The sequence below is a fragment of the Prochlorococcus sp. MIT 0701 genome, assembly GCF_000760295.1.
Lineage (GTDB): Bacteria > Cyanobacteriota > Cyanobacteriia > PCC-6307 > Cyanobiaceae > Prochlorococcus.
On record NZ_JNBA01000029.1, the window covers coordinates 1 to 24,526 of the forward strand.

At 51.8% G+C, this 24,526-nt stretch carries 24 protein-coding genes and 1 pseudogene; 10 read left to right on the forward strand and 15 right to left on the reverse strand.

The features are described 5' to 3' along the window. The 5 genes and pseudogenes from EV12_RS07490 to ispD form a co-directional block, all read right to left on the reverse strand. Positions 1–388, reverse strand: a pseudogene (locus tag EV12_RS07490) (carbamoyl-phosphate synthase); the annotation flags it as partial. Positions 389–947: 559 nt separating this feature from the next. After that, positions 948–1,193: a hypothetical protein gene (locus EV12_RS07495; RefSeq protein ID WP_036914067.1), complete on the reverse strand. Its 246-nt coding sequence runs from the start codon at positions 1,191–1,193 to the stop codon at positions 948–950. A 4-nt stretch (positions 1,194–1,197) separates the two neighbouring features. Continuing rightward, the gene (locus tag EV12_RS07500) at positions 1,198–1,440 is read right to left on the reverse strand and encodes a hypothetical protein (RefSeq protein WP_036914070.1); all 243 of its coding nucleotides are present in this window, start codon (positions 1,438–1,440) and stop codon (positions 1,198–1,200) included. Positions 1,441–2,050: 610 nt separating this feature from the next. Then, complete coding sequence (locus EV12_RS07510) at positions 2,051–5,182, reverse strand: CHAT domain-containing tetratricopeptide repeat protein (protein ID WP_036914076.1); 3,132 nt, start codon at positions 5,180–5,182, stop codon at positions 2,051–2,053. Positions 5,183–5,861: 679 nt separating this feature from the next. Continuing rightward, entirely contained in the window at positions 5,862–6,539 is a 678-nt protein-coding gene (ispD, locus tag EV12_RS07520) for a 2-C-methyl-D-erythritol 4-phosphate cytidylyltransferase (protein ID WP_036914288.1), read from the reverse strand. Between the two features lie 73 nt (positions 6,540–6,612). Here ispD and EV12_RS07525 point away from each other — a divergent pair, with 73 nt between their 5' ends. Genes EV12_RS07525 through fabG form a run of 3 tightly spaced genes read left to right on the forward strand, consistent with a single transcriptional unit; the run spans position 6,613 to position 9,328 of the window. Continuing rightward, positions 6,613–7,452 carry a glycosyltransferase family 9 protein gene (locus tag EV12_RS07525; protein ID WP_036914080.1) on the forward strand — a complete coding sequence of 280 codons (840 nt, stop codon included), beginning with the start codon at positions 6,613–6,615 and terminating at the stop codon, positions 7,450–7,452. Continuing rightward, positions 7,449–8,528: a potassium channel family protein gene (locus tag EV12_RS07530; protein ID WP_036914083.1), complete on the forward strand. Its 1,080-nt coding sequence runs from the start codon at positions 7,449–7,451 to the stop codon at positions 8,526–8,528. Before EV12_RS07525 ends, EV12_RS07530 begins: the two co-directional genes overlap by 4 nt. Positions 8,529–8,575: 47 nt before the next feature. Then, positions 8,576–9,328 carry a 3-oxoacyl-[acyl-carrier-protein] reductase gene (gene fabG, locus EV12_RS07535; protein WP_036914085.1) on the forward strand — a complete coding sequence of 251 codons (753 nt, stop codon included), beginning with the start codon at positions 8,576–8,578 and terminating at the stop codon, positions 9,326–9,328. Between the two features lie 23 nt (positions 9,329–9,351). Here the strand turns inward: fabG and EV12_RS13700 are convergent, their stop codons facing one another. Further along, positions 9,352–9,528, reverse strand: a complete 177-nt coding sequence (locus EV12_RS13700) for a hypothetical protein (protein ID WP_152562307.1) — start codon at positions 9,526–9,528, stop codon at positions 9,352–9,354. Positions 9,529–9,657: 129 nt separating this feature from the next. On the opposite strand from EV12_RS13700, the gene groL reads away from it, so the two are divergent. Beyond that, on the forward strand, positions 9,658–11,340 hold the full coding sequence (groL, locus tag EV12_RS07540; RefSeq protein ID WP_036914087.1) for a chaperonin GroEL: 1,683 nt from the start codon (positions 9,658–9,660) through the stop codon (positions 11,338–11,340). A gap of 137 nt (positions 11,341–11,477) precedes the next feature. Here groL and EV12_RS07545 read toward each other — a convergent pair whose 3' ends face one another. The 6 genes from EV12_RS07545 to EV12_RS07570 all read right to left on the reverse strand — a co-directional run bounded on the left by EV12_RS07545 (position 11,478) and on the right by EV12_RS07570 (position 16,394). After that, on the reverse strand, positions 11,478–12,170 hold the full coding sequence (locus tag EV12_RS07545) for an N-acetylmannosamine-6-phosphate 2-epimerase (RefSeq protein ID WP_036914089.1): 693 nt from the start codon (positions 12,168–12,170) through the stop codon (positions 11,478–11,480). Between the two features lie 2 nt (positions 12,171–12,172). After that, positions 12,173–12,418 carry a hypothetical protein gene (locus EV12_RS07550; RefSeq protein WP_036914091.1) on the reverse strand — a complete coding sequence of 82 codons (246 nt, stop codon included), beginning with the start codon at positions 12,416–12,418 and terminating at the stop codon, positions 12,173–12,175. A gap of 26 nt (positions 12,419–12,444) precedes the next feature. Then, complete coding sequence (locus tag EV12_RS07555; protein ID WP_036914093.1) at positions 12,445–13,299, reverse strand: ABC transporter permease; 855 nt, start codon at positions 13,297–13,299, stop codon at positions 12,445–12,447. A gap of 76 nt (positions 13,300–13,375) precedes the next feature. Then, positions 13,376–14,389 carry a daunorubicin resistance protein DrrA family ABC transporter ATP-binding protein gene (locus EV12_RS07560; RefSeq protein ID WP_036914095.1) on the reverse strand — a complete coding sequence of 338 codons (1,014 nt, stop codon included), beginning with the start codon at positions 14,387–14,389 and terminating at the stop codon, positions 13,376–13,378. A gap of 87 nt (positions 14,390–14,476) precedes the next feature. After that, positions 14,477–15,478: a heme o synthase gene (locus tag EV12_RS07565; protein WP_036914098.1), complete on the reverse strand. Its 1,002-nt coding sequence runs from the start codon at positions 15,476–15,478 to the stop codon at positions 14,477–14,479. Continuing rightward, positions 15,471–16,394: a COX15/CtaA family protein gene (locus EV12_RS07570; protein WP_036914100.1), complete on the reverse strand. Its 924-nt coding sequence runs from the start codon at positions 16,392–16,394 to the stop codon at positions 15,471–15,473. Before EV12_RS07570 ends, EV12_RS07565 begins: the two co-directional genes overlap by 8 nt. A gap of 299 nt (positions 16,395–16,693) precedes the next feature. Here EV12_RS07570 and EV12_RS07575 point away from each other — a divergent pair, with 299 nt between their 5' ends. The 4 genes from EV12_RS07575 (at position 16,694) to EV12_RS07590 (ending at position 20,269) form a co-directional block, all read left to right on the forward strand. Continuing rightward, on the forward strand, positions 16,694–17,518 hold the full coding sequence (locus EV12_RS07575; RefSeq protein ID WP_036914103.1) for a cytochrome c oxidase subunit II: 825 nt from the start codon (positions 16,694–16,696) through the stop codon (positions 17,516–17,518). Continuing rightward, positions 17,515–19,191 carry a cytochrome c oxidase subunit I gene (ctaD, locus tag EV12_RS07580; RefSeq protein WP_036914105.1) on the forward strand — a complete coding sequence of 559 codons (1,677 nt, stop codon included), beginning with the start codon at positions 17,515–17,517 and terminating at the stop codon, positions 19,189–19,191. Before EV12_RS07575 ends, ctaD begins: the two co-directional genes overlap by 4 nt. Next, a complete protein-coding gene (locus EV12_RS07585; RefSeq protein ID WP_036914108.1) occupies positions 19,188–19,811 on the forward strand; it encodes a cytochrome c oxidase subunit 3 in 624 nt (207 codons plus the stop codon). Before ctaD ends, EV12_RS07585 begins: the two co-directional genes overlap by 4 nt. Positions 19,812–19,906: 95 nt before the next feature. Then, positions 19,907–20,269, forward strand: a complete 363-nt coding sequence (locus EV12_RS07590; RefSeq protein ID WP_011825310.1) for an AbrB family transcriptional regulator — start codon at positions 19,907–19,909, stop codon at positions 20,267–20,269. 103 nt (positions 20,270–20,372) lie between these two features. Here EV12_RS07590 and EV12_RS07595 read toward each other — a convergent pair whose 3' ends face one another. Then, positions 20,373–20,963 carry an HdeD family acid-resistance protein gene (locus EV12_RS07595; RefSeq protein ID WP_036914112.1) on the reverse strand — a complete coding sequence of 197 codons (591 nt, stop codon included), beginning with the start codon at positions 20,961–20,963 and terminating at the stop codon, positions 20,373–20,375. A 92-nt stretch (positions 20,964–21,055) separates the two neighbouring features. Continuing rightward, positions 21,056–21,718 (reverse strand): riboflavin synthase, encoded by a 663-nt coding sequence (locus EV12_RS07600; RefSeq protein WP_036914115.1) that lies wholly within the window; start codon positions 21,716–21,718, stop codon positions 21,056–21,058. A 69-nt stretch (positions 21,719–21,787) separates the two neighbouring features. Between EV12_RS07600 and EV12_RS07605 the strand changes: the two genes are divergently transcribed. Together EV12_RS07605 and EV12_RS07610 are read left to right on the forward strand one after the other, a co-directional pair. Beyond that, positions 21,788–22,378 (forward strand): bifunctional nuclease family protein, encoded by a 591-nt coding sequence (locus EV12_RS07605; RefSeq protein ID WP_241466495.1) that lies wholly within the window; start codon positions 21,788–21,790, stop codon positions 22,376–22,378. Next, complete coding sequence (locus EV12_RS07610) at positions 22,375–23,511, forward strand: aldo/keto reductase (RefSeq protein ID WP_036914118.1); 1,137 nt, start codon at positions 22,375–22,377, stop codon at positions 23,509–23,511. Before EV12_RS07605 ends, EV12_RS07610 begins: the two co-directional genes overlap by 4 nt. Here EV12_RS07610 and EV12_RS07615 read toward each other — a convergent pair. Continuing rightward, entirely contained in the window at positions 23,500–24,519 is a 1,020-nt protein-coding gene (locus tag EV12_RS07615; RefSeq protein WP_036914121.1) for an ABC transporter substrate-binding protein, read from the reverse strand. The genes EV12_RS07610 and EV12_RS07615 overlap by 12 nt on opposite strands. Positions 24,520–24,526 lie beyond the last annotated feature (7 nt).

Below are 24,526 nucleotides of genomic sequence, written 5' to 3' on the forward strand. Positions count from 1 at the left end.
TTGCGCAATCACCATTGAGCCAGCGGTAGCCAAGCCTGGTTGAGGTGCTGATCGTGGTACCAGCGACATCGGTGTTAACGATGCTGCTTTCTCCATCACGATCACCAAAGTTGGCATTGGCTAAGGCATCAAGGAAGAAGACGCTGTTCTCACCAACAGCAATCGGCAGAAACGCGCCAATACCTGCCTGGTAAGGCGTTCCAACTCCTTACAGTGCTCCTTGAAAACCCCAGCTGAAGCGCACAGCATCTTTGAGGTTGACTTCCTTCACGCCGAGATCTGCTGCACAGCCGTCCTCTTGAGCACTGACAGGCTGGAGGGGAGAGTTGGCTAGCGCTAGTGTCGCAGCGCCAGTCAGTGATAAGGAGAGACGAAGGGAGCGCTGCACTGGGATTGAACGCTTAAAAAGTTATTCAATATCTGGGATGTTTCTGGTTGTAGCTATCAGTCCACATCAACTGCGGCAACTCATCTATTTAAGGGCTTTTTCTTATTTATTTTCTCCCCCTAGAGCGGTGGCGACTTTTTGTTTTCACCCTTCACCGCTATCCATAGATTCACTCAACCACTTTAAAAACGCAGTGACCCTGTTCAACGCCAGTAGTGAGTTTGAGCACAAGCATCAAGAAAATATCCGTTTGATGCAATCAGAGATTATCTAAAACCACAATTGGAGAATGATTATCATTTTAATAATAAGCTTGATTGCACTCGGCTCTGAAAATAATTGACCGATTGACTTGGCAATGCATTTACTCTTGAAAGCCTTGGAAAGTTCCCATGCACTGGAAGATTGCCTGCACGTAATAATCGTTCAGCTGTCGATTTTCTGGCGGTATACTCCCTTGGAAGAGATCAGCAATTCATTAAATGGGGCGGTCTTATTGCTGCAGTGATCACATTGATTGCTGGCTTTACGCATTGATCCCAGCCGCCTTAAGCCCCCTTCACGGCTCCGGTTCAAAGCGCCAGTAAAAAGCCCCCGCCAAAGCAGAGGCCGCTGTGGTAAAAGCTCCTGGTCGCTCTAGGGATAATCTGAGGATGCAGAGTGGACAATTGTCCACTCTGCTTGGCGCCTTCCATCCATGAAAAAGACTGGCCACGTAAGGCAAAGCTTCTACTAAGTGCCACTGGGGTAGTCGCATGCTCAAACGACTGATGAGCAGTGCAAGAGCTAGAAGCAAGAAACACAAGATCTCAACAGGCCAGCTTTGATTGCCATGGGGTTGGGAAGTTAAGGATATTGGATAGAGATGAATAGTTAATGGCTGCTTTTGTGGCGACGATTAATCCCCTCAGAGATACTTTGGCAAGCAGCTCAGCTTTGTAAGTATTAAAAATAGCAAGAAAGAAAAGGTGCGCAATGATTAAATTCATAGCACTGAATAGCAGTGCAACAATTGCAATGCTATTTTTCAAGTATGTCGTCGAATCGATCATTAACTACTGTCTAGAATGTATAGCGGTTCGCGCAATCCTTGACGTTGCAATATTTAATCATTTCACCCCCTCTTGTTTGTCTTGTTTCCGTTTGCAATTCTATTACACCATTTTCCGGCATTCCTTTGTATACCAGAATCCCATCTATTTTAACTTCTATCTCTTCTTGGGCCCTTAAAGAAAGAAATGGAGAACTCGCCAGGACAAGAACTGCAGTACTGGAAAGGACTAATGGAAGGAGCTTTAGGTGTCGCATTGAGATCGTAATAACTGAGCATGCGGTCTAATGGAACTAATTAAATGCAGCCACTAGACCAGATGAAATCAAATCATATAGGATAACGTGTTTCCATTCAAGTGATCATTTAAAGTATGACTCTAAATTTTCATTCGAGCAAGATTACTAGAAAGAATATTCAGCATAAAATTGATAAAGTGTACGACATCAATCTAGAGTTGGCTCTGTGAAAAGCTAGCAATCCTCTCGATCAACAATTAGAGACGGATTCCACCTATAATTTCGTTCTAAGGAAGATTGCTTGATAATTAGATATCCTGGCAAATAAAAAGGTGTTTTTAGTCTGCCAGGGTGAAAAGCAGCGAATGTTTACTACCAGCTTACAGGTTTCCAATCACCGCTGAGCTGGAAGGCAGCCCATATATATGGATTACGCCAAACAACTTTAGCGTGCTGACGGAATTCCTTCTGAGTCGCTGCTAAAGCATCAGCACGGCCAACTCCAGCTTTAAGCCTTTGATAAAAACTCTGCATAAATGCAGCAGTTCCAATATCATCAACTTGCCACAAACTCAAAAGGCTGCTGCGAGCTCCAGCAACAGCAATCGCTCGCTTAAGGCCATAAACCCCCTCCCCAAATTCGATGTCTCCTTTTCCAGATTCACAAGCAGATATAACAACCATTTCTGTACCTAACCAATCAAGTTTGGCGACTTCAAGCGCCGTTAGATAACCATCATCTTTGCTATTAGTTTCAGGTTGGTTAGCACCTGCAAGAACAATCCCACTACGCAATAGTGGGTTCTCAATCTGAAGGTGCTTTTTTCTAGCTCTGTTATCGCTAATAGACTGTTCTGATCTCTGCTCATTGATATTAGCGTTTTTTTGATCAGCCAAATAATAAGCATGACTTGCTAGGTGCAAGACCTTTGGTGCAACTTGCTGCTGCACCGCTAATGCTGTTGCCTGTTCCTCAATCAACAACTTCGCATCAATCAGCTTGGCGATGGCATTACCTTCCTTTCGTGTGCCTAACAATTCTTGCCAATAGCGTGATTTAAGATCACCTGATCGCTGTTGGATTGAATCGGAGTTTGCTGAAGAAAGTGAACGAGTAGAGCCAAGCCTTTCCCTTCCATAATCAAATTTTGGATTCGCCACAACCAAAGATTCTTGAGCTACTCGATCATTGCGTTTAGCCAGATCTAAAAGCTCCCGTCCGGTGGTTAATAAGCGCAGTTGCACTGCTTCTCCAAGCAACGCATCTCCTGTTGGTGCAGACAGTGCCGCAAATGGAATTCTATTGAGTTCCCCATCAGGAGAGATAAACCAGGTTTTAGCTCCTGCTGTTCCTTGGGCTAATGGCTTAATTAGTAATTCACCAAGCTCAAGCCAAAGTTCTTGTGCATTTAACGAGCCATATTCTGAAGCACGTAAGGCGACATGAATCTTTCTCTCAAGCGATTTAGCGAGACCTAAATCAAAATGTTCTATTTCGCCATTTGGCCTAAGAAGCAGAGCCATATAACGAGTATCCGCCCACTGCTGATCAAGATCTTTTTTTCCATCGAACGGTTGATAACGTTGAAATTCAATCAACACAGAATCGTCAGGCAATACAGCAGCTACCTGATCAACTTCAACAAGACGCGGCTTTAGTTTGGGTAGTAGGCGATATAGCTGTGTCTCCAACTTCTCTTTTAGTATAATTAAACTCTTACGATGTTTCTCGCTAAGGCTTACAGATGCCAATTTTTGAGTTAGAGCACGCAAGTCATTAGCTATCTCCTGTTGAGGACCAGGCAAAGATGCAAGCTGTGCTTGTCGCTTCTCAATTTCAGCCAATAAACCCTGGCGATTCAGCCTGGAATATAAGGACAGTTTTGCTCCAGAGTCTCCACTATCTACTGCTGAGAAGACTCTTTCATAGGTATTGCCTAGAGAGTTAATAAAGCTCTGACGATCAGAAAGTGTAAGATAAGGAACCTCTCGTTGTATTAGTGTGAACTGAATCGCAAGCGTACGCCTAGTATACGAGTTAGATTTATTGGACAATCCTTGCACTCGATAAAGAGAGCTCAAATTATCAAGAGTATTTAGTGTCTCAGGGTGCAAAAAACCCAAGACATTTTCTCTGATGGCAAGAGCTCTTAGAAACAGAGGCTCCGCATTGGAATATTTATGCTGCTCGTAATAAACCTTGGCCAAGTTATTTAAGGCATTTGCGGTATTCCTGTGTAACGGTCCAAGAGACTTTAGCCATATATCTAGCGCGCGTTTAAAATACAATTCCGCCTTTCCATATCTGCCGGTGGCGTGATAAATCAAGGCCAAATTATTTAGTGGTGTAGCAATTCTTGGATGATTAGAGCCAAATATCTTTTCCCTTATTGATAGGACTCTTCCGTAGATCTGCTCTGCCTTCTCAAAAAGTCCTTGCTTGTAAAACATCAAAGCCAAGTTATTGAGACTTATTGATGTTCTTAGATGGTCAGCCCCGATGGTCTTCTCCTTAATCAAGATAGAGCGTCGATAGAGAGGCTTGGCTTTGTTGTATAAACCCTGTTTGCTATATAGAGCCGCAAGGTTGTTAATACTGGTTGAAGTCTCAGGGTGATCTGGGCCGAGAATCTTCTCTCGAATAGCCAATGCTCTCTCGTAAAGAGGTAATGCTTGCTTATACTGACCCCGCTGCTTGTACAATAAGCCAATGCTATTGAGGCTACTAGCTATATCCGGATGATTTGGATCAAGTATCTTATTTCTGATGGTCAATACATTTTCGTAATGAGTTTTTGCTTTTGCATATAATCCCTTCATCCTATATATAGAAGCCAATTCTCCAAGAGAGCTAGCAGTTTCTGCATCAACCAATCCATGCAATTTTTTATTGATTGATAGTGCCCTCAATGCTAGTGGCAATGCCTTGGAAAATAAGCCTTGAGCTTTATAAATTATTGCAAGGTTCTTAATGGTAATTGCCGTATCTGGATCATCGAGTCCTAACAATTCCTTTCGGATAGCCAATGCTCGTAGCATGTGCTTCTCTGCCTGGCTATACAGGCCTTTCTTGTAGTATATAAAAGCAAGATCATTAAGAATGCTAGCTGTGTCTAGATGTTTTACTCCTGAGATTCTCTCACTTATTGCTAAAGAACGCCGATATAGTTGCTCTGCCTTGCTATATAGACCATGAATGTCATAAGCCTTAGCCAGCGCATTGAACCTTCTTACATTGCCTGAGTGATCTTTTGCTAGTATCTTTTCCTCCATCAGTAAAATCTTCTTCGCTATTTCCGCAGACTGTTGATAATCACCAAGCTCCTTCGCCTGAATCCCATCTTCAATTAGTCGATCAACATCATCAATAGTTAAATGCAACTTGTCTGTTGTTTGTGTCTCAGCAGCAAGTACTTCTAAGTTAGATTGCGAGATCCTTGGAGCCGCTACGCTATCAATTCTTCCCGGGATTAGCAATGCTGCTGCCAGAACCAGGTATTTCATCTAGGTATTGAGGCTTTAATAACCATTGCACAAATCTCCTTGGCCATAGCTGCATAGACGAGGTGGTGAAGCTGGCACATAGCTGGAACGGGTTAGGGCGGAGTAGTGGTCTTAACCATCAAATAAGCCTTAATTAGACTCATACCTTGATCCAAAAGGGGATCGTCAAAGCCAATACGGAGAACTCAAACCGTGTAAACGATGCCTTTTATAGCTATAGGCATTGTTCGAAGGGTATGCGAAGCTGCGATCAATTGCCATTGGCATAGTCGCATGCTCAAAAGGCTTGTGAGCAGTGCAAGAACTAGAAGGAAGAAAAATAAGATCTCACCAGGCCAACAAAGACTTCCTTGGGATTGGGATGTTCGCCTCAATCAAATTCCAGAAGAGTGGCATCAAGTTGCCATCAAGTTCCGTAGGGCCGATGGCATTCAAAATTGTAATCTTCAGTTCAACATTTGATGGTTAATTGAGAAAGTATAGGCATTTATTAGAGGTGAGAAATTGATTGCTCTTACAATGCCAAGGGGCTTAGATCAAGTGAAACATCAAGCAATTGACCACCTCGCTGAGTCATGAAAAATTTTTGCGGTTTTGATCTGTCTCAAGGCAATAAAAGCAAAATTATTGACAGCCAATCCAATATTGAAGCCATCGGCTATTGATCACAAACAGATTCCTATTTTGCTCTCAGTGCAATCACTGCCTCGGCTACGGTGAGATCAAACGGAGTTGTGACTTTGATATTGGCAGGGCTGGCCTCCAACACCTGCACCGGCCATCCCAGGCGTTCATAAAGCGAGGCATCGTCAGTCACTGTCCAACCCTTGGCCTGAGCCTCAGCATGTCCTTGCTTGAGCTGCTCAACAGCAAAGCCCTGCGGAGTCTGGGCTGCCCATAGTTCCGCACGATCTGGTGTGTCCGTAATGATCCCTTGACCATCAACGCGCTTGATCGTGTCGGTAACAGGAGTTGCCGCAATCACAGCTGCGCCAGCCACCACCGCCTCAGCGCAGCGATTGATCAAAGCCGGTTCAGCTAAACATCTAGCCCCATCATGAATAAGAACATGCTGCGCAACTGAAGGCAACGCCTGTAATCCACGCTCTACAGATTCCTGCCTTGTGCTGCCCCCCTCAATCCAAACAACGGGTTTGGCTGCCTCAGACAACAACTCCATGATCATTGCTCGGTCTACAGGTTGGCCAACAATGCCAACCCAAGTGATCGAATCGGCTTCCATCACTGCATCAATCGTCCAAGCAAGAACAGGGCGTCCTGCCAGAGGCAAAAGCAATTTGTTGCGATCCGCTCCCATACGGCTTCCGCTGCCTGCAGCGACAATCAACAGATGCATATGCGCCTCCTGCCGCAAGCAGGCTGAAACCTCCTCCATACAATCAGCTCGCAACGCCTCTGCCTCTGGATCGATGCGTGTTCTCGCCCTCAGTCCGGGTCCTTTAATCCAACAGCTTCAGAGGCTTCCCGCCCTAGCAGCCGCAGCCAACCAGCTGCAAAGCAAACTGCAGCTGGCCTGCGATCCCACCCATCAAGCTTTGTGGAATCTGTTGCCAGCGATAGAAAAGGTAATCCCAATCGCCTTTGACTCCAGCCCATCCCTCGCCGACTGGACCAATCTGCTCGGATCTGTAAGAGAAGGCGACTTTCAAGTTTGCTTCAACTTCGCCCAAGGGCAACAAGTGAATTTGATGCTCTCAATGAGCCACATCCCCATCAGGATTGCCGAACAAGGCTTTGCAAGTACAGCCCTCGTTGAGCCCAGCAAAGATTGGCCTGCCCAACAATTCGACTGCTACCTCCAAGCGATTGGCCTCACTCTTGACGCCGACAGCTTCCGGCTGTTCCTGCCAGACGACAGCCTTCAGAAGGTTCGTGATCAACACCCCACTGGAGAGGGCCCCCTCCTACTGCTGGCTCCAAATGGCAACGATGGAGACTGGCCAACTCAGCAATGGTTAACGCTGCCGAATGCAATCAAAGGCAAATTACCCAATCTCAGGAGCATCACGCTGCCTTTAAAAACACCCCTAATCCATCGCGCTGCCGAAGTGGCCTGCGCCGATGTCGTACTCAGCAGCTGTCCAATCACCCAACTACTTGCCGTTTATACAGGCGTTCCCTTAGTTGCCCTAGGCACTCCAGCCGACGCCTTTCCTAAGCGAGATGAAATCCGTTGCCTGGGTGCCAGTCATGCAGACATCAACTCAATCAACCAGCAGGAGGTTCTCAACGCACTGGGCTTCCAATGAAAAGTTGGTGGCACCAATTAAGACCAAGACCGCTTGCAAGCCTGCCGTTGCGAGTGCTCGCCAAACCCTGGCTGGGGCCAATCCTGGCCCTGGCCGTGGTGATCTTTGCAGGAGCCTTGGGCTATCGCCTCACCGAAGGATGGGACTGGGGAGATTGTCTCTGGATGGTGCTCATCACCATCAGCACCATCGGTTATGGGGAGGTGGAGCCGCTCTCGCAAGCTGGGCGACTGGTCACTGTGCTGATCATTGCCGGGGGGGTGGTCGTGGTTCAGCTCACGATTCAACGGGCACTACGGCTGACAGAATCCGGCTACTTCCGCCAGCTGCGGGAGCTGAGGTTTCGCAGGGTCTTGCGGCGTATGCGTGATCACGTCATCGTCTGCGGTTACGGCCGCATCGGCCAAGAAATCGCCTCAAAACTGCAACTCGAGCAGGTCCCAGTGCTTGTCGTGGAAATAGATCCAGCCAACAAACAAGCAGCAGAAGAACAAGGCCTGAACGTTTTACAAGCTGATGCCACCTTGGATGAGACGTTGCTTGAAGCTGGCTTAGACCATTGCCGCAGCCTGGTAGCTGCTTTACCCAGCAATGCAGCAAACCTCTATGTGGTCTTAAGTGCCAAAAGCATGCGACCCCACTGTCGACTGATCTCACGGGCCGATAGTGAAGAAGCTGCCGTCAAGCTGAAACTGGCAGGTGCCAGCGTGGTGGTGAGCCCCTATGTCGCCGCAGGCCGCACTATGGCTGCCACAGCTCTGCGCCCCCTAGCTGTGGACTTCATGGATCTGTTGGCTGGATCGGAGTATGAAATCGAAGAATTTCAACTCAGCCAAGACCCACTGAAGTTCAGCAAACTGAGCCAGCGCAGCCTGGCAAAACTTCAACTGGGCCGACGCAGTGGAGCAATGGTGCTGGCCATCCGAGACGGCGAATCCTTGATGGCCAACCCTAGTGGCGAAGTCGAACTGGCCCCAGGTCAATTACTTGTCGTACTAGGCAGCAAAGCTCAACTCATCCGCTTACGTGAATTACTCGGCGAAGCATTGGACACCATCGAAAGAATGGCTAGTTGAGAAGAACTGCAATGGGTCCGTACGATCCTGCGAGAACGAATCACGCCATGACCTCTCCTACTCCCCTCACTGGCCAAACCGCCCTGATCACAGGAGCCAGTCGCGGGATCGGTCGTGCTGTAGCCCTTGCCCTCGCAGAGGCAGGCGCAGAAGTAGTCGTGAACTACTCAAGCTCAGCTGATGCAGCAGAAGAAGTGGTTAAAGCGATCACCAGCAACGGTGGCTCTGCCTATGCCATCAAAGCCAACGTGGCAGAAGAAGACGCCGTAGACCAACTGATCAAAACCGTGCTTGAACGCAGCAGCAGCCTCGATATTTTGATCAACAATGCAGGCATAACTCGCGATGGCCTGTTGATGCGAATGAAAACAGAAGACTGGCAAGCCGTGGTCAATCTCAACCTCACAGGTGTGTTTCTATGCACGCGGGCTGTTGCTCGCACGATGCTTAAGCAAAAAAGCGGCAGAATTATCAATATCACCTCCGTGGTGGGCCTGATGGGCAATGCAGGCCAAGCCAATTACGCAGCAGCCAAAGCTGGAGTGGTGGGCCTCACGAAAAGTACAGCCAAAGAATTTGCCAGCCGGGGAATCACTGTCAATGCAGTAGCCCCTGGTTTCATCACAACAGATATGACTAAAGAGTTGGATTCGGAACCGATTCTTGCCGCTATCCCCTTGGGATCCTTTGGCACCCCAGAGCAAGTCGCTGGGGCTGTGCGCTTCTTGGCAGCCGACCCTGCAGCGGCTTACATCACTGGACAAGTGCTACAAGTTGATGGCGGCATGCTGATGGGCTGAAAAGCCACTGCTGGATCAGAAGCTCATGATTCCAGCGGCTGTCCCAGTTCATCTCGCAAGCGCCGGATGCGCTGAAGCAGCCTTAAACGTCTGCTCCTGGCAGTGGCTGTCAGGAAGAGACGCAAGGGCACATACACCAAAGCCATCATTCCGGCCAAGCCGGCCATGATCACGAAAAACAGCGCCCCAGTGTCATTCATAGCTGGACCATACCCAGCCAATCCCCTGCAAGCACACCCAAAACAGCAAGGATTCGGCTTTCCCCACTTATGCCCCCTCGCCCGCAGTGAACGTCCTATGGGACATTGACGGACGGGTACCAGCAGACCATGGCCAAACTCCTCAGTTTTTCGGATGACTCCCGCAGCGCCCTTGAGCGCGGTGTCAATTCCCTAGCCGATGCCGTGCGCGTCACCATCGGCCCCCGTGGCCGCAACGTGGTGCTCGAGAAAAAATTTGGCGCCCCAGACATCGTTAATGACGGCGTCACCATCGCCAAAGAGATCGAACTTGACGATCCATTTGAAAACCTTGGTGCCAAGCTGATTCAACAGGTCGCATCCAAGACAAAAGACAAGGCAGGGGATGGCACCACAACCGCCACCGTGCTTGCCCAAGCGATGGTGCATGAAGGCTTACGCAATGTGGCCGCTGGCGCGAGTCCAATCGAACTGCGTCGTGGCATGGAAAAGGCCGTGGCCCAATTGGTAGAAGAGCTTGCCCGGCTAAGTCAAGCTGTCGGAGGTAATGCCATCCATCAGGTCGCCACTGTTAGCTCAGGGGGAGACCAGGAAGTGGGCCGAATGGTATCTGAAGCCATGGACAAAGTGAGCGCCGATGGTGTGATCACCGTTGAGGAATCGAAATCTCTCGCCACCGAACTAGAAGTCACTGAAGGCATGGCCTTCGACCGCGGTTACAGCTCCCCTTACTTTGTTACCGATGCAGACCGTCAAATCTGCGAATTTGAGAATGCCCTGCTGTTGCTCACAGACCGCAAGATCAGTTCAGTTTCCGATCTTGTGCCCATCTTGGAAAGCCTGCAGAAAAGTGGCTCCCCTCTCGTCATCATTGCTGAGGAGGTAGAGGGTGAGGCCCTTGCCACCCTGGTCGTCAACAAAAACCGAGGTGTCTTGCAGGTAGCAGCTGTTCGTGCACCATCCTTCGGAGATCGCCGCAAAGCTGCCCTGGCCGACATCGCAGTTCTAACTGGGGCAACTGTCATCAGTGAAGACCGCGCCATGACCCTTGAGAAAGTCAGCCAAGACGATCTAGGGCAGGTCCGACGAATCACAATCAGCAAAGACAACACAACCATTGTCGCCAAGGATGAGAACCGCGATGCCGTTAACGCCCGCGTGGCCTCTATCAAAAGAGAATTAGATGAAACTGACTCCGAATACGACCGAGAGAAACTCAATGAACGCATTGCCAAGCTGGCCGGTGGGGTAGCCGTCATCAAGGTTGGGGCCCCTACCGAAACGGAGCTCAAAAACCGCAAGCTGCGAATTGAGGATGCGCTCAACGCCACCCGTGCTGCAGTTGAAGAGGGGATTGTGGCAGGTGGTGGCACCACGCTCCTGCGATTAAGCAAAGGGCTGAGCAAACTTGCCGAACAGCTCAACGGCGATCAACGCACCGGCGTAGAAATTGTGCAGAGAGCACTCTCCGCACCTGCACGCCAGATTGCCATCAATGCTGGCGAGAATGGTGATGTAGTGATCTCTGAGATGCAACGCCTTGACAAGGGCTTTAATGCCATCTCCAGCACCTACGAAGACCTTTTGGAAGCAGGCATTCTCGATGCCACCAAAGTGGTGCGCCTGGCACTTCAAGACGCAGTCTCAATCGCTTCGATGATGGTGACCACAGAGGTCGTGATTGCAGACAAACCCGAGCCCCCTGCTCCAGCCGGCGATGGCGGTGGCGACCCAATGGGTGGAATGGGTGGAATGGGTGGAATGGGTGGAATGGGTGGAATGGGTGGAATGGGAATGCCAGGCATGATGTAGTCCAGCCCCAAAGCTTTTCCCTAGGGCTAGAAAAAGAACGCCGCCACAACGCATGGACAAGTCTCATGCGTTGTGCATCAGCATCTGCCTGGACAAGTCACGTCCCACAGTTCGGTTGATGCCAAAAGCTTTGGAAGTTAAGCCGCCAATGTTCGGCAATAGTTTTCCACCTGCAGGTCGACACCGGTAATCGCTGTACCGACTACCACCATGTCTGCACCTGAAGCGAGTGCTTCTAGTGCTATCTGAGGAGAATCAAGCCCGCCTTCGCAGATGAGCTTGACATCTGAATCAAGCTGCTGCCTCAACGGCCCCAATAAACACAAACCTGGAGGCCGCTTAACAGCAGTCACTTCGGTATAGCCATAAAGAGTGGTGCCTACAAAGCTGCAACCAAGCTCTGCTGCACGTAAACCATTCTCGATCGTATCGACATCTGCCATCAGAGGGGCTCCCAAATCTTCCCGAACCCGACTCACAAGCTGCTCAAGAGTGATCCCACCTGGCCGATGACGCTGCGTAGCATCGAGAGCCACGACATCTGCTCCCGCCGACCAAACAGCCTGAACCTCCTCCCATCCTGGCGTGATGTAGACAGCACTATCAGGGAAAGAACGCTTCCAAAGCCCAATAATCAAAGCGTCCGGACAACGGCGTCGAACAGCACCAATGTGTTCCGGACTTTCCAAACGCACCCCAACTGCGCCATTGCAAAGACTGGCTTCAGCCATGGCCGCAATCACCTGAGGATGACGCATAGGTGAACCCTCGGGCGCCTGAACAGAGACAATCAACCCCCGTCTGAGAGTTTCAAAAGCAGGCAAAGACATGCTCAGGATGCCTTCGACAGCTCTGCATGAGTGATTAGCGAGCAATGATGCGGCAAATGGTTTAGAGCAAAAGCAGGCGAAGGTACTACTGACAACGAGTTCAGCACCGTCGGAGCTTGCTCCGACAGAGGCTCCTGCCCTTGAACGAAAACCTCTAAAGAGGCCTGAAAATCAAAGAACCATTGCATCTGCCAAAGGCTCAGCAATGTCGTGACGCAATAGCGATACACCTGCTGGACTTCAAGCATGGCAAGCAGTGGAGTGGTGCACTAAATCAGGCGAGTTTACGGTTCAACAAAGGACGAATCATCAGGAACAAGCCAACGGTGACCACCATCAACACGGTCAAACATCCATAACCACTCACAGTCCCGTAAGGAGCATCAAGCAGAACGGCACCAAGATCAAGCGGACCGGCATAGGCAGCTCGTATGGGCTCAATCGCAAAAGTAAGAGGATTTAGGGCCGCAAGCCAGCCAAGCCAATCAGGCATAAAAGAAAGCGGCGCCAGAGCCGTGCTCGCAAACAACAAAGGCAAATTGGCCACAAAGATCACCGCAATCAATTCAATGTGACCTGGCAGAGCAAAAGCCAGGCCAAGGCTCAAGGCAGTGAACGCAAAAACCAGCAACAACAAGGTGAACAACACCAAGACCAGTCCCGTAACACCTGGCCAGCCATAACCAAGCAAGGCAGCCGTTGCCATGATCGCCAGGCTCTGAAGAAGACTTAGAGATGTGATGTAGATCACAGAAGCAAGCACGATCGAGCTGCGACTGCGCAGCGGAGCCACCAGAAGACGGTTTAAAAACCCAAATTCACGATCAAACATCACTGGCAACCCAGCATTGAGTGCACCACTGAACGCGGTGAACACAATCACACCAGCCCCTAAGAACCGCCCGTAGGTCATGCCTCCTGGCAATAAACCATCCGGAGCATTAGAGAACAAAGCACCAAACAACACCAACCAGATCAAGGGCTGAAGGATGCCAGCAATCAAGGTCGAAGGGCGTCGCAACAGCTGCAAGAAAAGTCTGCGCGTGAGGGCCAAAGTTTCCTGCACAAGATCAGCCAATGGCCCCTGCTCTGCAGCACGGGTAGTAACAGCGGCAACAGGGCTAGTCATGGAGTGACTGTCAACAGAACGAATGAGAAAAGGGTGGATTAAGGCAGATCCAACTCAATAAAACGAACGAAAGGGATCAACGCATCGCTTTTTTGCGCTCCAGCTTTGAGTCTCGTTGACCAGCTACAGCTAACTCAGCGTCCATCAGGGTTCGGCCAGTGGCCTGCAAATAAACATCATCCAAGCTCGGGCGACTGTGAGCGAGGGCAAAGACAGGCAACTGAGCCCCATCAAGTTGCTCACGCAAACGAGGCACAACCTCTTCATTCTCTACAACAAGGTTGAGGGAAAAACCCTGTACCCGATTGACCACCACCTGGCGCACACCATCCACACCTTGGAGAAGCTGCCTGACCTGCTCGGCCTCACGATCATCGCTGAATTCCTTCACACGCAGAGTCACCCGATCACCTCCAAGTTGCTGCTTGAGCTGATCAGGAGTTCCCTCTGCGATCACTCGCCCGTCATCAATGATCGCCATCCGATCAGCAAGGGCCTCAACCTCCTCAAGGTAATGACTACTAAGGAGCACGGTGGTGCCTTGGGCCCTCAACTCACGCAACAATTGCCAGATCGCTGAACGACTCTCGATGTCCAAACCAACGGTGGGCTCATCCAACACCAGCAACTGTGGTTGATGCAACAAACCTGAGGCCAGGTCTATCCGGCGACGCATGCCGCCCGAATAGGTGCCGCAACGTCGATCAATCCAATCCTGCATGCCAAGGCAATCAATCAATTCAGCAATGCGTCCATCCCTATCGCTAGAGCGCAAGTGATACAAATCCCCCTGCAACTGCAACAACTCCCGACCTGTGAGGATCTTGTCGATAGCAACCTCTTGTGCCACATAGCCCAATTCGAGCCGCACAGCACGAGGATCACTTAAAGCATCGAGGCCAGCCACGCTGACCGTGCCTGAATCAGGAGCGAGAAGGGTGCAGAGAATCCTGAGCGTGGTTGTTTTGCCTGCACCATTTGGACCAAGCAAACCATAAAGACATCCCCGAGGCACCTTGAGGCTGAGGCCTTTTAGGGCTTGAACCGTTCCATAGGACTTCTCAAGCTGCTTCAGTTCAATCATCGGCATCAAGAGGGAACGTCGTACAAGTCTTAGAAAATCTAGGCAGCTCTATAGAGCTACCAGACCCTCCTGGGGGTCTCTAGTGACTTCTGTTTAGATGAACTGCCCGCCGCTCGCCATCTGCTGCAGCAAAGACCAGGCCTGAAGATCAAAATTAGCCGCCATGGGCAAACGACTAACCACCAGAAGAAGGCAAATACCAAACATATAGAAGATCGACCAACGGAAGAGCCCCTTCGCTCGATCAACATTCTCCGGAGAAGCACCTAGCTGATGCACCATTTGCAGCAGACGAGCATTGAAAGGAATTAGCAAAAGTCCGTAGAGCAAGCCCCCCTCCGGCAAGGCCCAGACACCAAAACCGCTGAGTAGAACAGTGGCCCAGCCATAACGAGAAATGGCTCTGGCGGTGACCACAGGGCCCTTAACAACAGGAAGCATGGGTATCCCAACAGCCCTGTAGTCGTCTCGCAGCAACAGGGCCAGTGCCCAAAAATGCGCTGGGGTCCAAAGCATTACAAGGGCGAACAACCACCATCCACTAAGGCCCACATGCCCGCTGGCCGCAGCCGCACCCACGAGAGGGGGGATCGCTCCAGCAACCCCTCCGATCACAATGTTCTGGGGAGTGCGGGGCTTCAAGATCGCCGTGTAAAGCAGCACGTAACTGCACAGACCAAGCAAAGACAGGCCAGCCGCAAGACAGTTCACACCACTCACCAACAGAGCCGCTGCCGCCAAGGTGCAAGAGATGGCACCGATGAACGCCGCAGTTGGAGACAAGCGTCCTGAAGGCAAAGCCCTACCACTTGTGCGTTGCATGCGCCCATCAAGATCCTGTTCCCAAATGCAGTTGAGAACACCAGCAGCAGCAGCAGCCAGAGCCCCTCCGCCTAGGGTGCAAGCCAGCCTGAGAGAAGGTAGGGGCCAACCTTCAGATAGCGCCATCCCACCAAGGGTTGTTGCCAAAAGCAGTGGAATTAAGCGTGGTTTGGCAATCTCCAACCAAGCGGGCAGCTTGATCCGCTTGCGAGAAGGCACGATCTGCTCCCGGGTCACCCCCCCCTGGAGCATCTCTGGAGTTGAACTAACCATGACAGTGGTCTATCGAGGATGCATCACCAACGGCAGACACCGCCAAAGTTGATTCTTCCGGGTTGCGGAAGGTAAGGGCAGCGAGCAAGGCCACAAGCAGAGTTGCAACCAGCTGATGGCAAACCGTCACTGCAGGCTGGGATAGTCCAAGCTGCAAGGTAAGAAATCCAAGGCCTACCTGGGTCACAACAAGTCCTAAAGCAGATATCAAAAAAGGCCACTGGCGTCGAGGCCAGCCACCGACCAAGAGAGCAGTGCCAACAAAGATCACTACGCATGCTGCAACGGGTGTGGCAGACATACGGTGCCAATCCAGCCATTGACAGGCCTGTCCGCCATTCAGGCAACGCTGGGCCGCCCAGGCCGTGGCCATACGACCACCAAGCAGACACTGGCCTATCACTGCCAACAAGGAGGCTCCACCCATCAGGCGCCACCACAAAGGCGGTGACTCAACAGAAGAGGACAACAAGCCCTGAGCTAGAGCACTCACCGCCGCTACAAGTGTGAGAGCAAATGCCAGATGCGCCGTCACCACACCAGAAGGCAAAAGCTGCAAGACAGTCAGAGCTCCAAGAGCTCCCTGGACTAAAACTAAAATCACCAGGCCGCCGCAGACCCAGGGAAGCCAAGCGGGCAACTGAGAACGCCAAAAAAAAGCAGCCCCTAATTGCGCTAACAGGGCAATGCCCACCACAAAGGCATCAAGGCGATGAAACCACTCAAGAAAAACCTGGATATTCATCTGACGCCCAGGCAGAAGAGAGCCATAACAGAGAGGCCAATCCGGACAAGCCAACCCTGCCTCCATCACACGCGTTGCTCCTCCGATCACAACCAGCGCAATAAGGGCAACAACAAGATGAACAGCCAACTGAGCAAGACGCCAGCGAACCCTAGGCAGAGACGACATCATGCTACTATGCTACAATGAAAAAGTGTAAATCGATGGAGAGGCTTTAATCCCAAGGATCGGGCTTGTTATCTCTGAGAATGTAGCGATTGAATCATTAGATTCACCTTGTCTAGACGACTGCAACAGCACCACTGGTCGCCAAATCACCCATCCCTGACAGAAGCGCTCAGGCAAAAAAACCTAACCTCATCAGACACCTTGCAAAATAAGGATTTCTTGCAAAATTTGCGACGGCTTAATAATCACTGCATGTTGCTTTGGAGCGATCTCCATAGCCTTAAAAGATCCAAATAGATTCCGTGCCGACTCCCTTTGCCATCCTGACGCTGGCGTTGGTCATAGCCCTTGTACTTGGAGGCCTATGGATTGGCCAGAACGTCAATCTGCTCCCTATTGATGCAAGTGCGAATGCACCTGTATACGACGAACTCTTCCGAGTCCTTTTCAGCATCGGAGCAATCCTTTTTCTCGGCATTGTTGGGTTGGTTGTATTCAGCCTGATTAAGTTCCGTCGACGTCCTGGCCAATTGGATGACGGCCTCGCCATTGAAGGCAATCTCCCCCTTGAAATCTTTTGGACAGCTGTACCTGCTGTGGTCGTGCTGTTTGTTGGGCTTTACAGCTTCGACATCTACGACCGCATGGGCGGAATGGTTCCATTAGCCCATGACGCCCATGACCATCAAATGATGGACATGAAGGAACAAATCTGGGGAGGGATCGGTTCTGTTGCTGATGCCTCCAGCGCTGACAACGGCCTCGCCGCACTAGCGGTGGAAGTCACCGCAATGCAGTATGCCTTCCTGTTCCACTATCCCCAAGGCGACATCATTTCAGGCGAGTTGCACGTGCCTCTAGGCCAACCTGTGACACTGCGCATGGAATCCAAGGATGTCATCCATGCCTTCTGGGTACCCGAATTCCGCATCAAGCAAGACATCATTCCTGGTCAGCCCACTCTCTTGAACTTCACAGCAACCAAGCCAGGCCGCTATCCAATCATCTGCGCCGAACTCTGTGGTCCATACCACGGGAACATGCATTCGAAAGTGATTGTCGAAGCGCCCGGTGACTACGACACCTGGTTCAGCAACAACGCCAAAACAACGGTTTCAGAAGCATGACGGTTGCTATCTCTCCTCCTAGCAAAAAGCAATCAGATGGTCTTCAACCAACTGGCTGGTTGCGTTACTTCAGCTTCAGCCTTGACCACAAGGTCATCGGTCTGCAGTACTTGGTTTGCGGATTCATCTTCTACCTAATCGGCGGAGTGCTTGGTGGCGCCATCCGCATCGAACTAGCCAGCCCAATCGCCGACTTCATGGCCAGGGATGTCTACAACCAGGTGCTAACGCTGCACGGCACGGTGATGATCTTCCTATGGATCGTGCCGGTCGTGAACGGTGCCTTCGGAAACTATCTGATTCCGTTTTACGTGGGGGCCCGTGATATGGCCTTCCCTCGACTCAATGCCGTGGCGTTCTGGATGATCCCTCCAGCTGGCCTGCTGCTGATCAGCAGCTACTTCATTACCGGTGCTGCTCAATCCGGCTGGACGGCCTATCCACCGCTGAGTATCACCACCCCCGCCGCAGGACAGATCATATGGATTCTCAGTGTTCTCTTGCTTGGCGGTAGCTCAATCTTTGGTGGCATCAACTTCATCGCCACCATTCTCAAGCTGCGGCAGCCGGGGCTCAAGCTGATGCAACTACCCATGTACTGCTGGGCGATGCTCGGCACAAGCATCCTGGTGGTGCTCTCCACGCCAGTCCTGGCTGGAACACTGGTTCTTTTAAGTTTCGACATCGTTGCCCACACAGGATTCTTCAACCCCAGCCTGGGCGGCAACGCAGTCGTCTACCAACATCTTTTCTGGTTTTATTCCCACCCAGCTGTATACATCATGGTGCTGCCAGCCTTCGGATTGGTCAGCGAAATCCTTCCTGTTCACTGCCGCAAACCACTTTTTGGCTACACCTCAATGGTGTATTCAATCATGACCATCGTGATCCTTGGCCTCGTGGTTTGGGCACATCACATGTTCACCAGTGGAACACCTCCTTGGATGCGCCTCTTTTTCACCATTGCCACATCCTTCATTGCTGTACCCACAGGAATTAAGTTCTTCAACTGGCTGGCAACACTCTGGGGAGGGCGCATCTCTCTAAACAGTGCTGTGCTTTTCTCCTGTGGATTCATCATCAACTTTGTGCTTGGCGGCATTACTGGCGTAGCACTTGCACAAGTTCCATTCGATATTCACGTGCATGATACCTACTTTGTTGTTGCCCATTTTCATTACATCGTCTATGGAGGTTCGGTGTTTGTGATCTTTGCCTCTATTTATCACTGGTATCCAAAATTTACTGGGCGCATGCTCAATGAGTCTCTGGGGCGTTTTCATTTTCTAATCACCTTCATCGGCTTCAATCTCTGCTTTGCCCCCCAGCATTGGCTAGGCCTCAACGGCATGCCTCGCCGTGTGGCGGAATACGACCCGCAATTCACCTTGATCAATCAAATCAGCAGTGTTGGGGCATTGCTAATGGCCATCAGCACGCTGCCCTTTCTCTGGAACGTCGTGCAGAGTGCATTGAGCGGCCCCATTGCCGGAGACAACCCCTGGAGGGCGCTCACTCCTGAATGGCTCACCAGCTCCCCACCACCAGTGGAAAACTGGAGCGGCAAAGCCCCTCTGGTAACAGAGCCCTATGGCTATGGCGTACCTGGGGAGCAGCTCAACCTAGAAAAAACCAGCAACAGTGATAGTGATCTAGGGAGCAAAAGCCAATGACATCCCTTCCAACAATCGACCATGACTCTGAGCAGCAGGCTGATCTAGCAGATGAACATGCTGAGCTTGAAGAGGAACATGCTGATCACCGCATGTTCGGCCTAGCCACCTTCCTAGTGGCTGATGGCATGACCTTCGCGGGCTTTTTTGTCGCCTATCTCACCTTTCGGGCTGTCAATCCCCTGCTGCCTGATGCGGTTTATGAATTAGAGCTGCCCCTCCCGACCTTGAATACGGTGTTACTGCTGGTGAGCAGCGCCACCTTCCATCGAGCTGGACAAGCTCTGAAGCGCAACCAATCAGGCCAGTGTCAACGTTGGCTGTTCATCACTGCTGGCCTTGGGCTGGCCTTTCTCGCCAGCCAAATGGTCGAGTACTTCACACTGCCATTTGGCCTCACAGACAACCTTTACGCCAGTACCTTCTATGCCGTTACAGGCTTTCACGGGCTACACGTCACCCTAGGGACGATCATGATATTGATCGTGTGGTGGCAGGCTCGTTCACCAGGCGGTCGTGTCACCAGTGAAAACCATTTCCCCCTCGAAGCAGCTGAGCTCTATTGGCACTTCGTAGACGGCATCTGGGTGATCTTATTCATCATCTTCTACCTTCTCTAAAGCCAAGGCCCTACATCTCAATCAAGAGAAGTTCGAGCAATAACTTGCCACGGCCGGAAGAATTCGTCAGAATCAACACGAATAAACCTGGCGAAATGCTCGTCGGAAAAGAACTTCTAGACAAGGCCAGGTCACTCAGCAACCGTCCTGAGGATGAGATTGCTCGTGGCTGCGGATACGTGGGGCCAAGTGGACGTGTCTTGCGCAAGAGTTTCTATCGAGCTCTCGTGGAAGCCAAGGGTTACAAGCTTCCCTCCAGCAGTGGAGGACCAGCGGCTTCCCGCGGTCGTCAGGCCGAGTTTCGCACTCGGGTCCACGGCAATGGCAACCTGCTTATTGGGCACGCCTATACACGCAGACTCGGCCTAGAGCCTGGTCAAGAGTTCCGAATCGAAATCCACCGAGAATCAGGTGCTATCTGGTTGCTACCACTAGAAAATGAGGGTGACAAGAAGTAATTTGCCCCCTCCTTAATGCTTTGGTCTCTCCATCATCAACATCGCCTTAGAGACACCCGAAAATTAGCAATTGGCACAACTGAATAGATCTTTTTTAGCCATTTCAGGTGACAGCAGGGTGCTGGTTGTCATCGTGCAGGGTTGAGCTAAAGGCAATCAAGTCAATGCCACTAAACAGAAAGCTGATTCCCACCAATACTCCGAGTACCCACGACAGCTGCCAAAACTTCATTGTCACAATCAACAAGCCAAGAATAAAAGTGATCACCCCATTAGCAATTGCCCAGCCAGACCCAGCACGTTTTGCGTGTGCCAATCCAGTACAGAAAGCCACGACACCCTCTACCAAAAACACGATGCCAATCGCCAGGGCAAATGTCGCCACCTGAACAGCCGCTTCAGCAGGGTTCTTCATATTGGAGATCATCGATGCGCCTGCTACCAAGAACAGTGTTGATACCACTAGACGCCAAAAACAAACCCAACGGGCCATACGGGAAGAGCGAGCAAGGTTGCTAATCCAGCCAACGATGCCGCCCACCAAAAACAACACAGCAATCAAACCGGTCGTCCAACTTGCAGCGACCACCGGAAAGATCAAAGCCAACACACCAAGCACGATCAACACGATGCCTTCAGCAATCGCAAAGGCCTTGAAAGTGACCAAGGAATCCTGACGTTCATCAACGGTCATGAAATGTTCAAAATGAACAGCATCTGAACGCTATTGAGGGTCTCTTGATCCGGCCATGCTTTGTAAGATCCCTGTGCAAAAGACTTAGCGACTCAGCTCCACCCATGGCTGGCAAGCCACTCCGTTGACATCTCTTGAGCGTTCCGGTTGCTTGCCATTGGCAAATGAGGCGCTCCTGCCAAAAGACGCTCGGTGTATTTGGCCAACAGATCGGCCTCCAGGTTCACCACCGCTCCAACGTTCAACTGTTGTAAAGACGTGCTCGTCCAGGTATGAGCTATCACCGCTATCCAGAACCGGCTGCCGTCTTCAACGCATCCCGCAACAGTGAGACTGATGCCATCTAAAGCAATGCTGGCTTTTTCGCAGACATAGCGTCCGAAGGCAGGATCCTGCCAGCAGACCTCCAGATACCAGGACGTTGAGCGAGCATCCAGGGCCACCACCTCTCCAGATCCATCAACATGGCCACTGACCAGATGGCCTCCGAGACGGTCGCAGAGGCGAAGGGCTGGTTCAAGGTTCACAACCCCACCCCGATCCGCCTTGGCCCCAAGGGTGGTTCGACGAAGCGTCTCCTCACTGACATCTGCACAAAAACCATCCGCGATCAATTCAGCCACCGTCAGGCAGACCCCATCCACAGCCACACTGTCTCCCTCTGCCAGAGGTGCTAATGGGGAACAGCCTTGCACCAACACGCCCGTCGCTCGACGCTGCACCCTTCCCACCGCCTGAACTAGCCCCGTGAACATGGCAGGCCGTATGTGGCAACATCACTGGCCATAATCGGACAAAAGGGGGATGGGGGGTCAGTGGTCGAGATGAGCGTTGCCGGTCTCGCACTCGACGCGTCCAGCCGCAGCCCAATTGTGCTGCTCAGGGATCCATCCGGACGAAGACAGGTGCCGATCTGGATCGATCAAGCCCAGGCGCACAACATCATGGCCGGAATTCAGGACTCGCCTATACCAAGACCACTGAGCCACGACCTCATGGTGGCCCTGCTCAAAGCAGGAAATCTTCAACTTGAGAGGGTCATCATCCACGCGATAGAAGACAACACATTCCAGGCTGTACTCAAACTTCGGCTCAAGGCATCAGAGGAAGAACCGGAGGAAGAGAAGACTCCTGAGAAATCAACCCTGCTGCTTGAAATTGATGCTCGTCCTAGTGATGCCATCGCCCTTGCAGTCCGCACAAAAAGCAGCATCTGGATGCTCGAGGAGGTTGTAGCAGAAGCCTCAATTCCTGTAGATGCCGAGGCTGACGCAGAAGATCAGAACGAATTCCGCCGCTTCCTTGATGAAGTGAGTCCTGCGGCTCTGGTCCGTCACCTGCAAACCCGTGAAAGCGAAACAGACGAACCCTTCAATTCTCCAGATCCCGATCCCGATCCCGACCACCAGGAATGATGCCAATACGACGCCCCTTTGGTCGCGGACCGGCAGTGAGCCTGTTCACCCTGGGGACGATGAGGGCAATCGGCTCAGCCGAGCAAATGTATGGGGTTGTTAAAGCTGCCCAGGCCGCTGGCATTAACCACATCGAAACCTCCCCGGCCTATGGCCAGGCAGAAAGTTTTCTTGGTACTGCTCTGCGACAGCTGCAACAAAACCAAGCTGAACCTTCTGGAGGCTGGGTCATCACCAGCAAACTTCTGCCAGGGCTAAGCCTGAAAGAAGGGCAGTGCGAATTGCACAACCTTTTGGCGCGACTTGGACGACCCAAGCTTGAAAACCTTGCAGTTCATGGCCTAAATCGCCCTGAACACCTGGAGTGGGCCCTAAGGGGAGACGGCGCAGCGCTACTGCGTTGGGCTGAGGAAGAGGCTCTTGTTGTCCAAGTGGGATTCTCTAGCCATGGCTCATTCCCCCTCATCAAGGAAGCCTTAGCAAGCGGCCGTTTTCAATTCTGCAGCCTGCATCTGCACCTACTAGATCCCGAACGTATTCCACTGGCGTGGGAGGCCCTTGCCGCAGGCATGGGTGTCATGGCGATCTCCCCTGCTGATAAAGGAGGACGGCTTCAGGACCCAAGCCCAACCCTGGTTGAGGACTGCAGCCCACTCTCACCTCTCCAACTTGCCTATCGCTTCCTTCTGGCTGCAAAGATCAGCACCCTCAGCCTTGGTGCTGCTCAGCCAGAGGATCTGACCCTTGCTGCGCAGTTGGCCAACGCCGATGGGCCACTCAATCAACGCGAGCAAAGAGCCCTCAACCAACTTCGCCAACAAGGTGAACGCCGCCTAGGCAAAAACCGCTGCGGCCAGTGCAAAGCCTGCCTGCCCTGCCCAAATTCTGTACCCATACCAGATCTACTGCGACTACGAAATCTGGCCGTAGGCCACAACCTTCAAGCCTTTACAGAAGAGCGTTACAACCTGATCGGACGAGCAGGACACTGGTGGGAACGTCTTGATGGCAGTGCCTGCGAGCGCTGTGGCGAATGCCTACCCCGCTGCCCCCATCACCTGCCGATCCCGGATCTCCTCGCTGACACGCACCAACTCCTAGCGGCAGCTCCCAGGCGCAGGCTATGGGGTTGATTGGCTCCAACGCTGATCCAGCTCAATCTGCTGAACAGCTGTAAGCACTGGTAAGGACCAACAACGCGACCAGACCTCCTTAGATGGCAACACAATCGACTGATATGCCTTAGGAATCGCTCTTAAGGCAAGACGCAACTCTGCACGTGGCAAGGGAGGGATCCAACCACCGGCAAGTAATTGCCCCAGCAGAGGCTCCTGCCAAGACTGCTCGACCCATTGCTGTGGCAATGGCTCCCGAGTCAAGGCAGACCGTACAAGAACAGTCCAGTTCAATGGGGCTCCACTGTTGGGGAGTACAACGCTGAGCCTTGGGTCCCGACGCAGGCTGGGCAAGCAGCGCTGTAGCGGCAATACCGCGACCCGAGCTTTCCCTTGAATTAACCAGTTGAGACCCTGCCGATCATCAAAGGTGTAGGCCTGAGCACGCAGCTGCCGCAATCCATCAGCAACCTGCATCCGCTCAGCCAGAGACATCACAAGACGGGGGCTCTGGGGTAACACCACCCGCCCCTTAAGAGCCGGGTCTAACAAAACCTGCCAGCCAGACCTTGCCTGTAATACCCAAGGATCACCCTGACGAAAGAGCAACACCCAGGGGCTGACCCCGACAGGCAGAACCCGAGACTGAAGGGCTGGTCCCAGGCTCGCTTCAAAGGCCCTCGCCTGACCATCGAGCCGGTCTTGAAGTCCAGGCGCTTCGATCCGCTGCAAGGCTTTTTCGGGCAAGCTCGTCAGCCAGCCATCACCAAGAGCCAACAGGTCATTGCCCTGCTCGAGTGCGGCGGTGAAAGGGTTTCTACCTGCATCAACTTCAATCGGTTGATAGCTCCAAGGCACGGGCAAACTGCGCCGCCATTTCTTTGGCAACGTTTCCGGAGTTGCTCTCAACAAAGGGGCTGCTGAGGCACGTCCACAGCTCGCTAAGCCCATCAGCCCAGCCATCAAGCCCAGTTTTAGCAGCTCTCTTCGTCCAAGCTGCCTTTGTTCAAGCATGACGCCACTCATCGATCAG

What these genes read in the sequence shown, in the direction of transcription:
- EV12_RS07500 (WP_036914070.1), bottom strand. Translation starts at nt 1,440, where the DNA reads ATGATCGATTCGACGACATACTTGAAAAATAGCATTGCAATTGTTGCA.
- EV12_RS07510 (WP_036914076.1), bottom strand. Translation starts at nt 5,182, where the DNA reads ATGAAATACCTGGTTCTGGCAGCAGCATTGCTAATCCCGGGAAGAATT.
- ispD (WP_036914288.1), bottom strand. Translation starts at nt 6,539, where the DNA reads ATGCATCTGTTGATTGTCGCTGCAGGCAGCGGAAGCCGTATGGGAGCG.
- EV12_RS07525 (WP_036914080.1), top strand. Translation starts at nt 6,613, where the DNA reads ATGCGTGTTCTCGCCCTCAGTCCGGGTCCTTTAATCCAACAGCTTCAG.
- EV12_RS07530 (WP_036914083.1), top strand. Translation starts at nt 7,449, where the DNA reads ATGAAAAGTTGGTGGCACCAATTAAGACCAAGACCGCTTGCAAGCCTG.
- fabG (WP_036914085.1), top strand. Translation starts at nt 8,576, where the DNA reads ATGACCTCTCCTACTCCCCTCACTGGCCAAACCGCCCTGATCACAGGA.
- EV12_RS13700 (WP_152562307.1), bottom strand. Translation starts at nt 9,528, where the DNA reads ATGAATGACACTGGGGCGCTGTTTTTCGTGATCATGGCCGGCTTGGCC.
- groL (WP_036914087.1), top strand. Translation starts at nt 9,658, where the DNA reads ATGGCCAAACTCCTCAGTTTTTCGGATGACTCCCGCAGCGCCCTTGAG.
- EV12_RS07545 (WP_036914089.1), bottom strand. Translation starts at nt 12,170, where the DNA reads ATGTCTTTGCCTGCTTTTGAAACTCTCAGACGGGGGTTGATTGTCTCT.
- EV12_RS07550 (WP_036914091.1), bottom strand. Translation starts at nt 12,418, where the DNA reads ATGCTTGAAGTCCAGCAGGTGTATCGCTATTGCGTCACGACATTGCTG.
- EV12_RS07555 (WP_036914093.1), bottom strand. Translation starts at nt 13,299, where the DNA reads ATGACTAGCCCTGTTGCCGCTGTTACTACCCGTGCTGCAGAGCAGGGG.
- EV12_RS07560 (WP_036914095.1), bottom strand. Translation starts at nt 14,389, where the DNA reads ATGCCGATGATTGAACTGAAGCAGCTTGAGAAGTCCTATGGAACGGTT.
- EV12_RS07565 (WP_036914098.1), bottom strand. Translation starts at nt 15,478, where the DNA reads ATGGTTAGTTCAACTCCAGAGATGCTCCAGGGGGGGGTGACCCGGGAG.
- EV12_RS07570 (WP_036914100.1), bottom strand. Translation starts at nt 16,394, where the DNA reads ATGATGTCGTCTCTGCCTAGGGTTCGCTGGCGTCTTGCTCAGTTGGCT.
- ctaD (WP_036914105.1), top strand. Translation starts at nt 17,515, where the DNA reads ATGACGGTTGCTATCTCTCCTCCTAGCAAAAAGCAATCAGATGGTCTT.
- EV12_RS07585 (WP_036914108.1), top strand. Translation starts at nt 19,188, where the DNA reads ATGACATCCCTTCCAACAATCGACCATGACTCTGAGCAGCAGGCTGAT.
- EV12_RS07590 (WP_011825310.1), top strand. Translation starts at nt 19,907, where the DNA reads ATGCTCGTCGGAAAAGAACTTCTAGACAAGGCCAGGTCACTCAGCAAC.
- EV12_RS07595 (WP_036914112.1), bottom strand. Translation starts at nt 20,963, where the DNA reads ATGACCGTTGATGAACGTCAGGATTCCTTGGTCACTTTCAAGGCCTTT.
- EV12_RS07600 (WP_036914115.1), bottom strand. Translation starts at nt 21,718, where the DNA reads ATGTTCACGGGGCTAGTTCAGGCGGTGGGAAGGGTGCAGCGTCGAGCG.
- EV12_RS07605 (WP_241466495.1), top strand. Translation starts at nt 21,788, where the DNA reads ATGAGCGTTGCCGGTCTCGCACTCGACGCGTCCAGCCGCAGCCCAATT.
- EV12_RS07610 (WP_036914118.1), top strand. Translation starts at nt 22,375, where the DNA reads ATGATGCCAATACGACGCCCCTTTGGTCGCGGACCGGCAGTGAGCCTG.
- EV12_RS07615 (WP_036914121.1), bottom strand. Translation starts at nt 24,519, where the DNA reads ATGAGTGGCGTCATGCTTGAACAAAGGCAGCTTGGACGAAGAGAGCTG.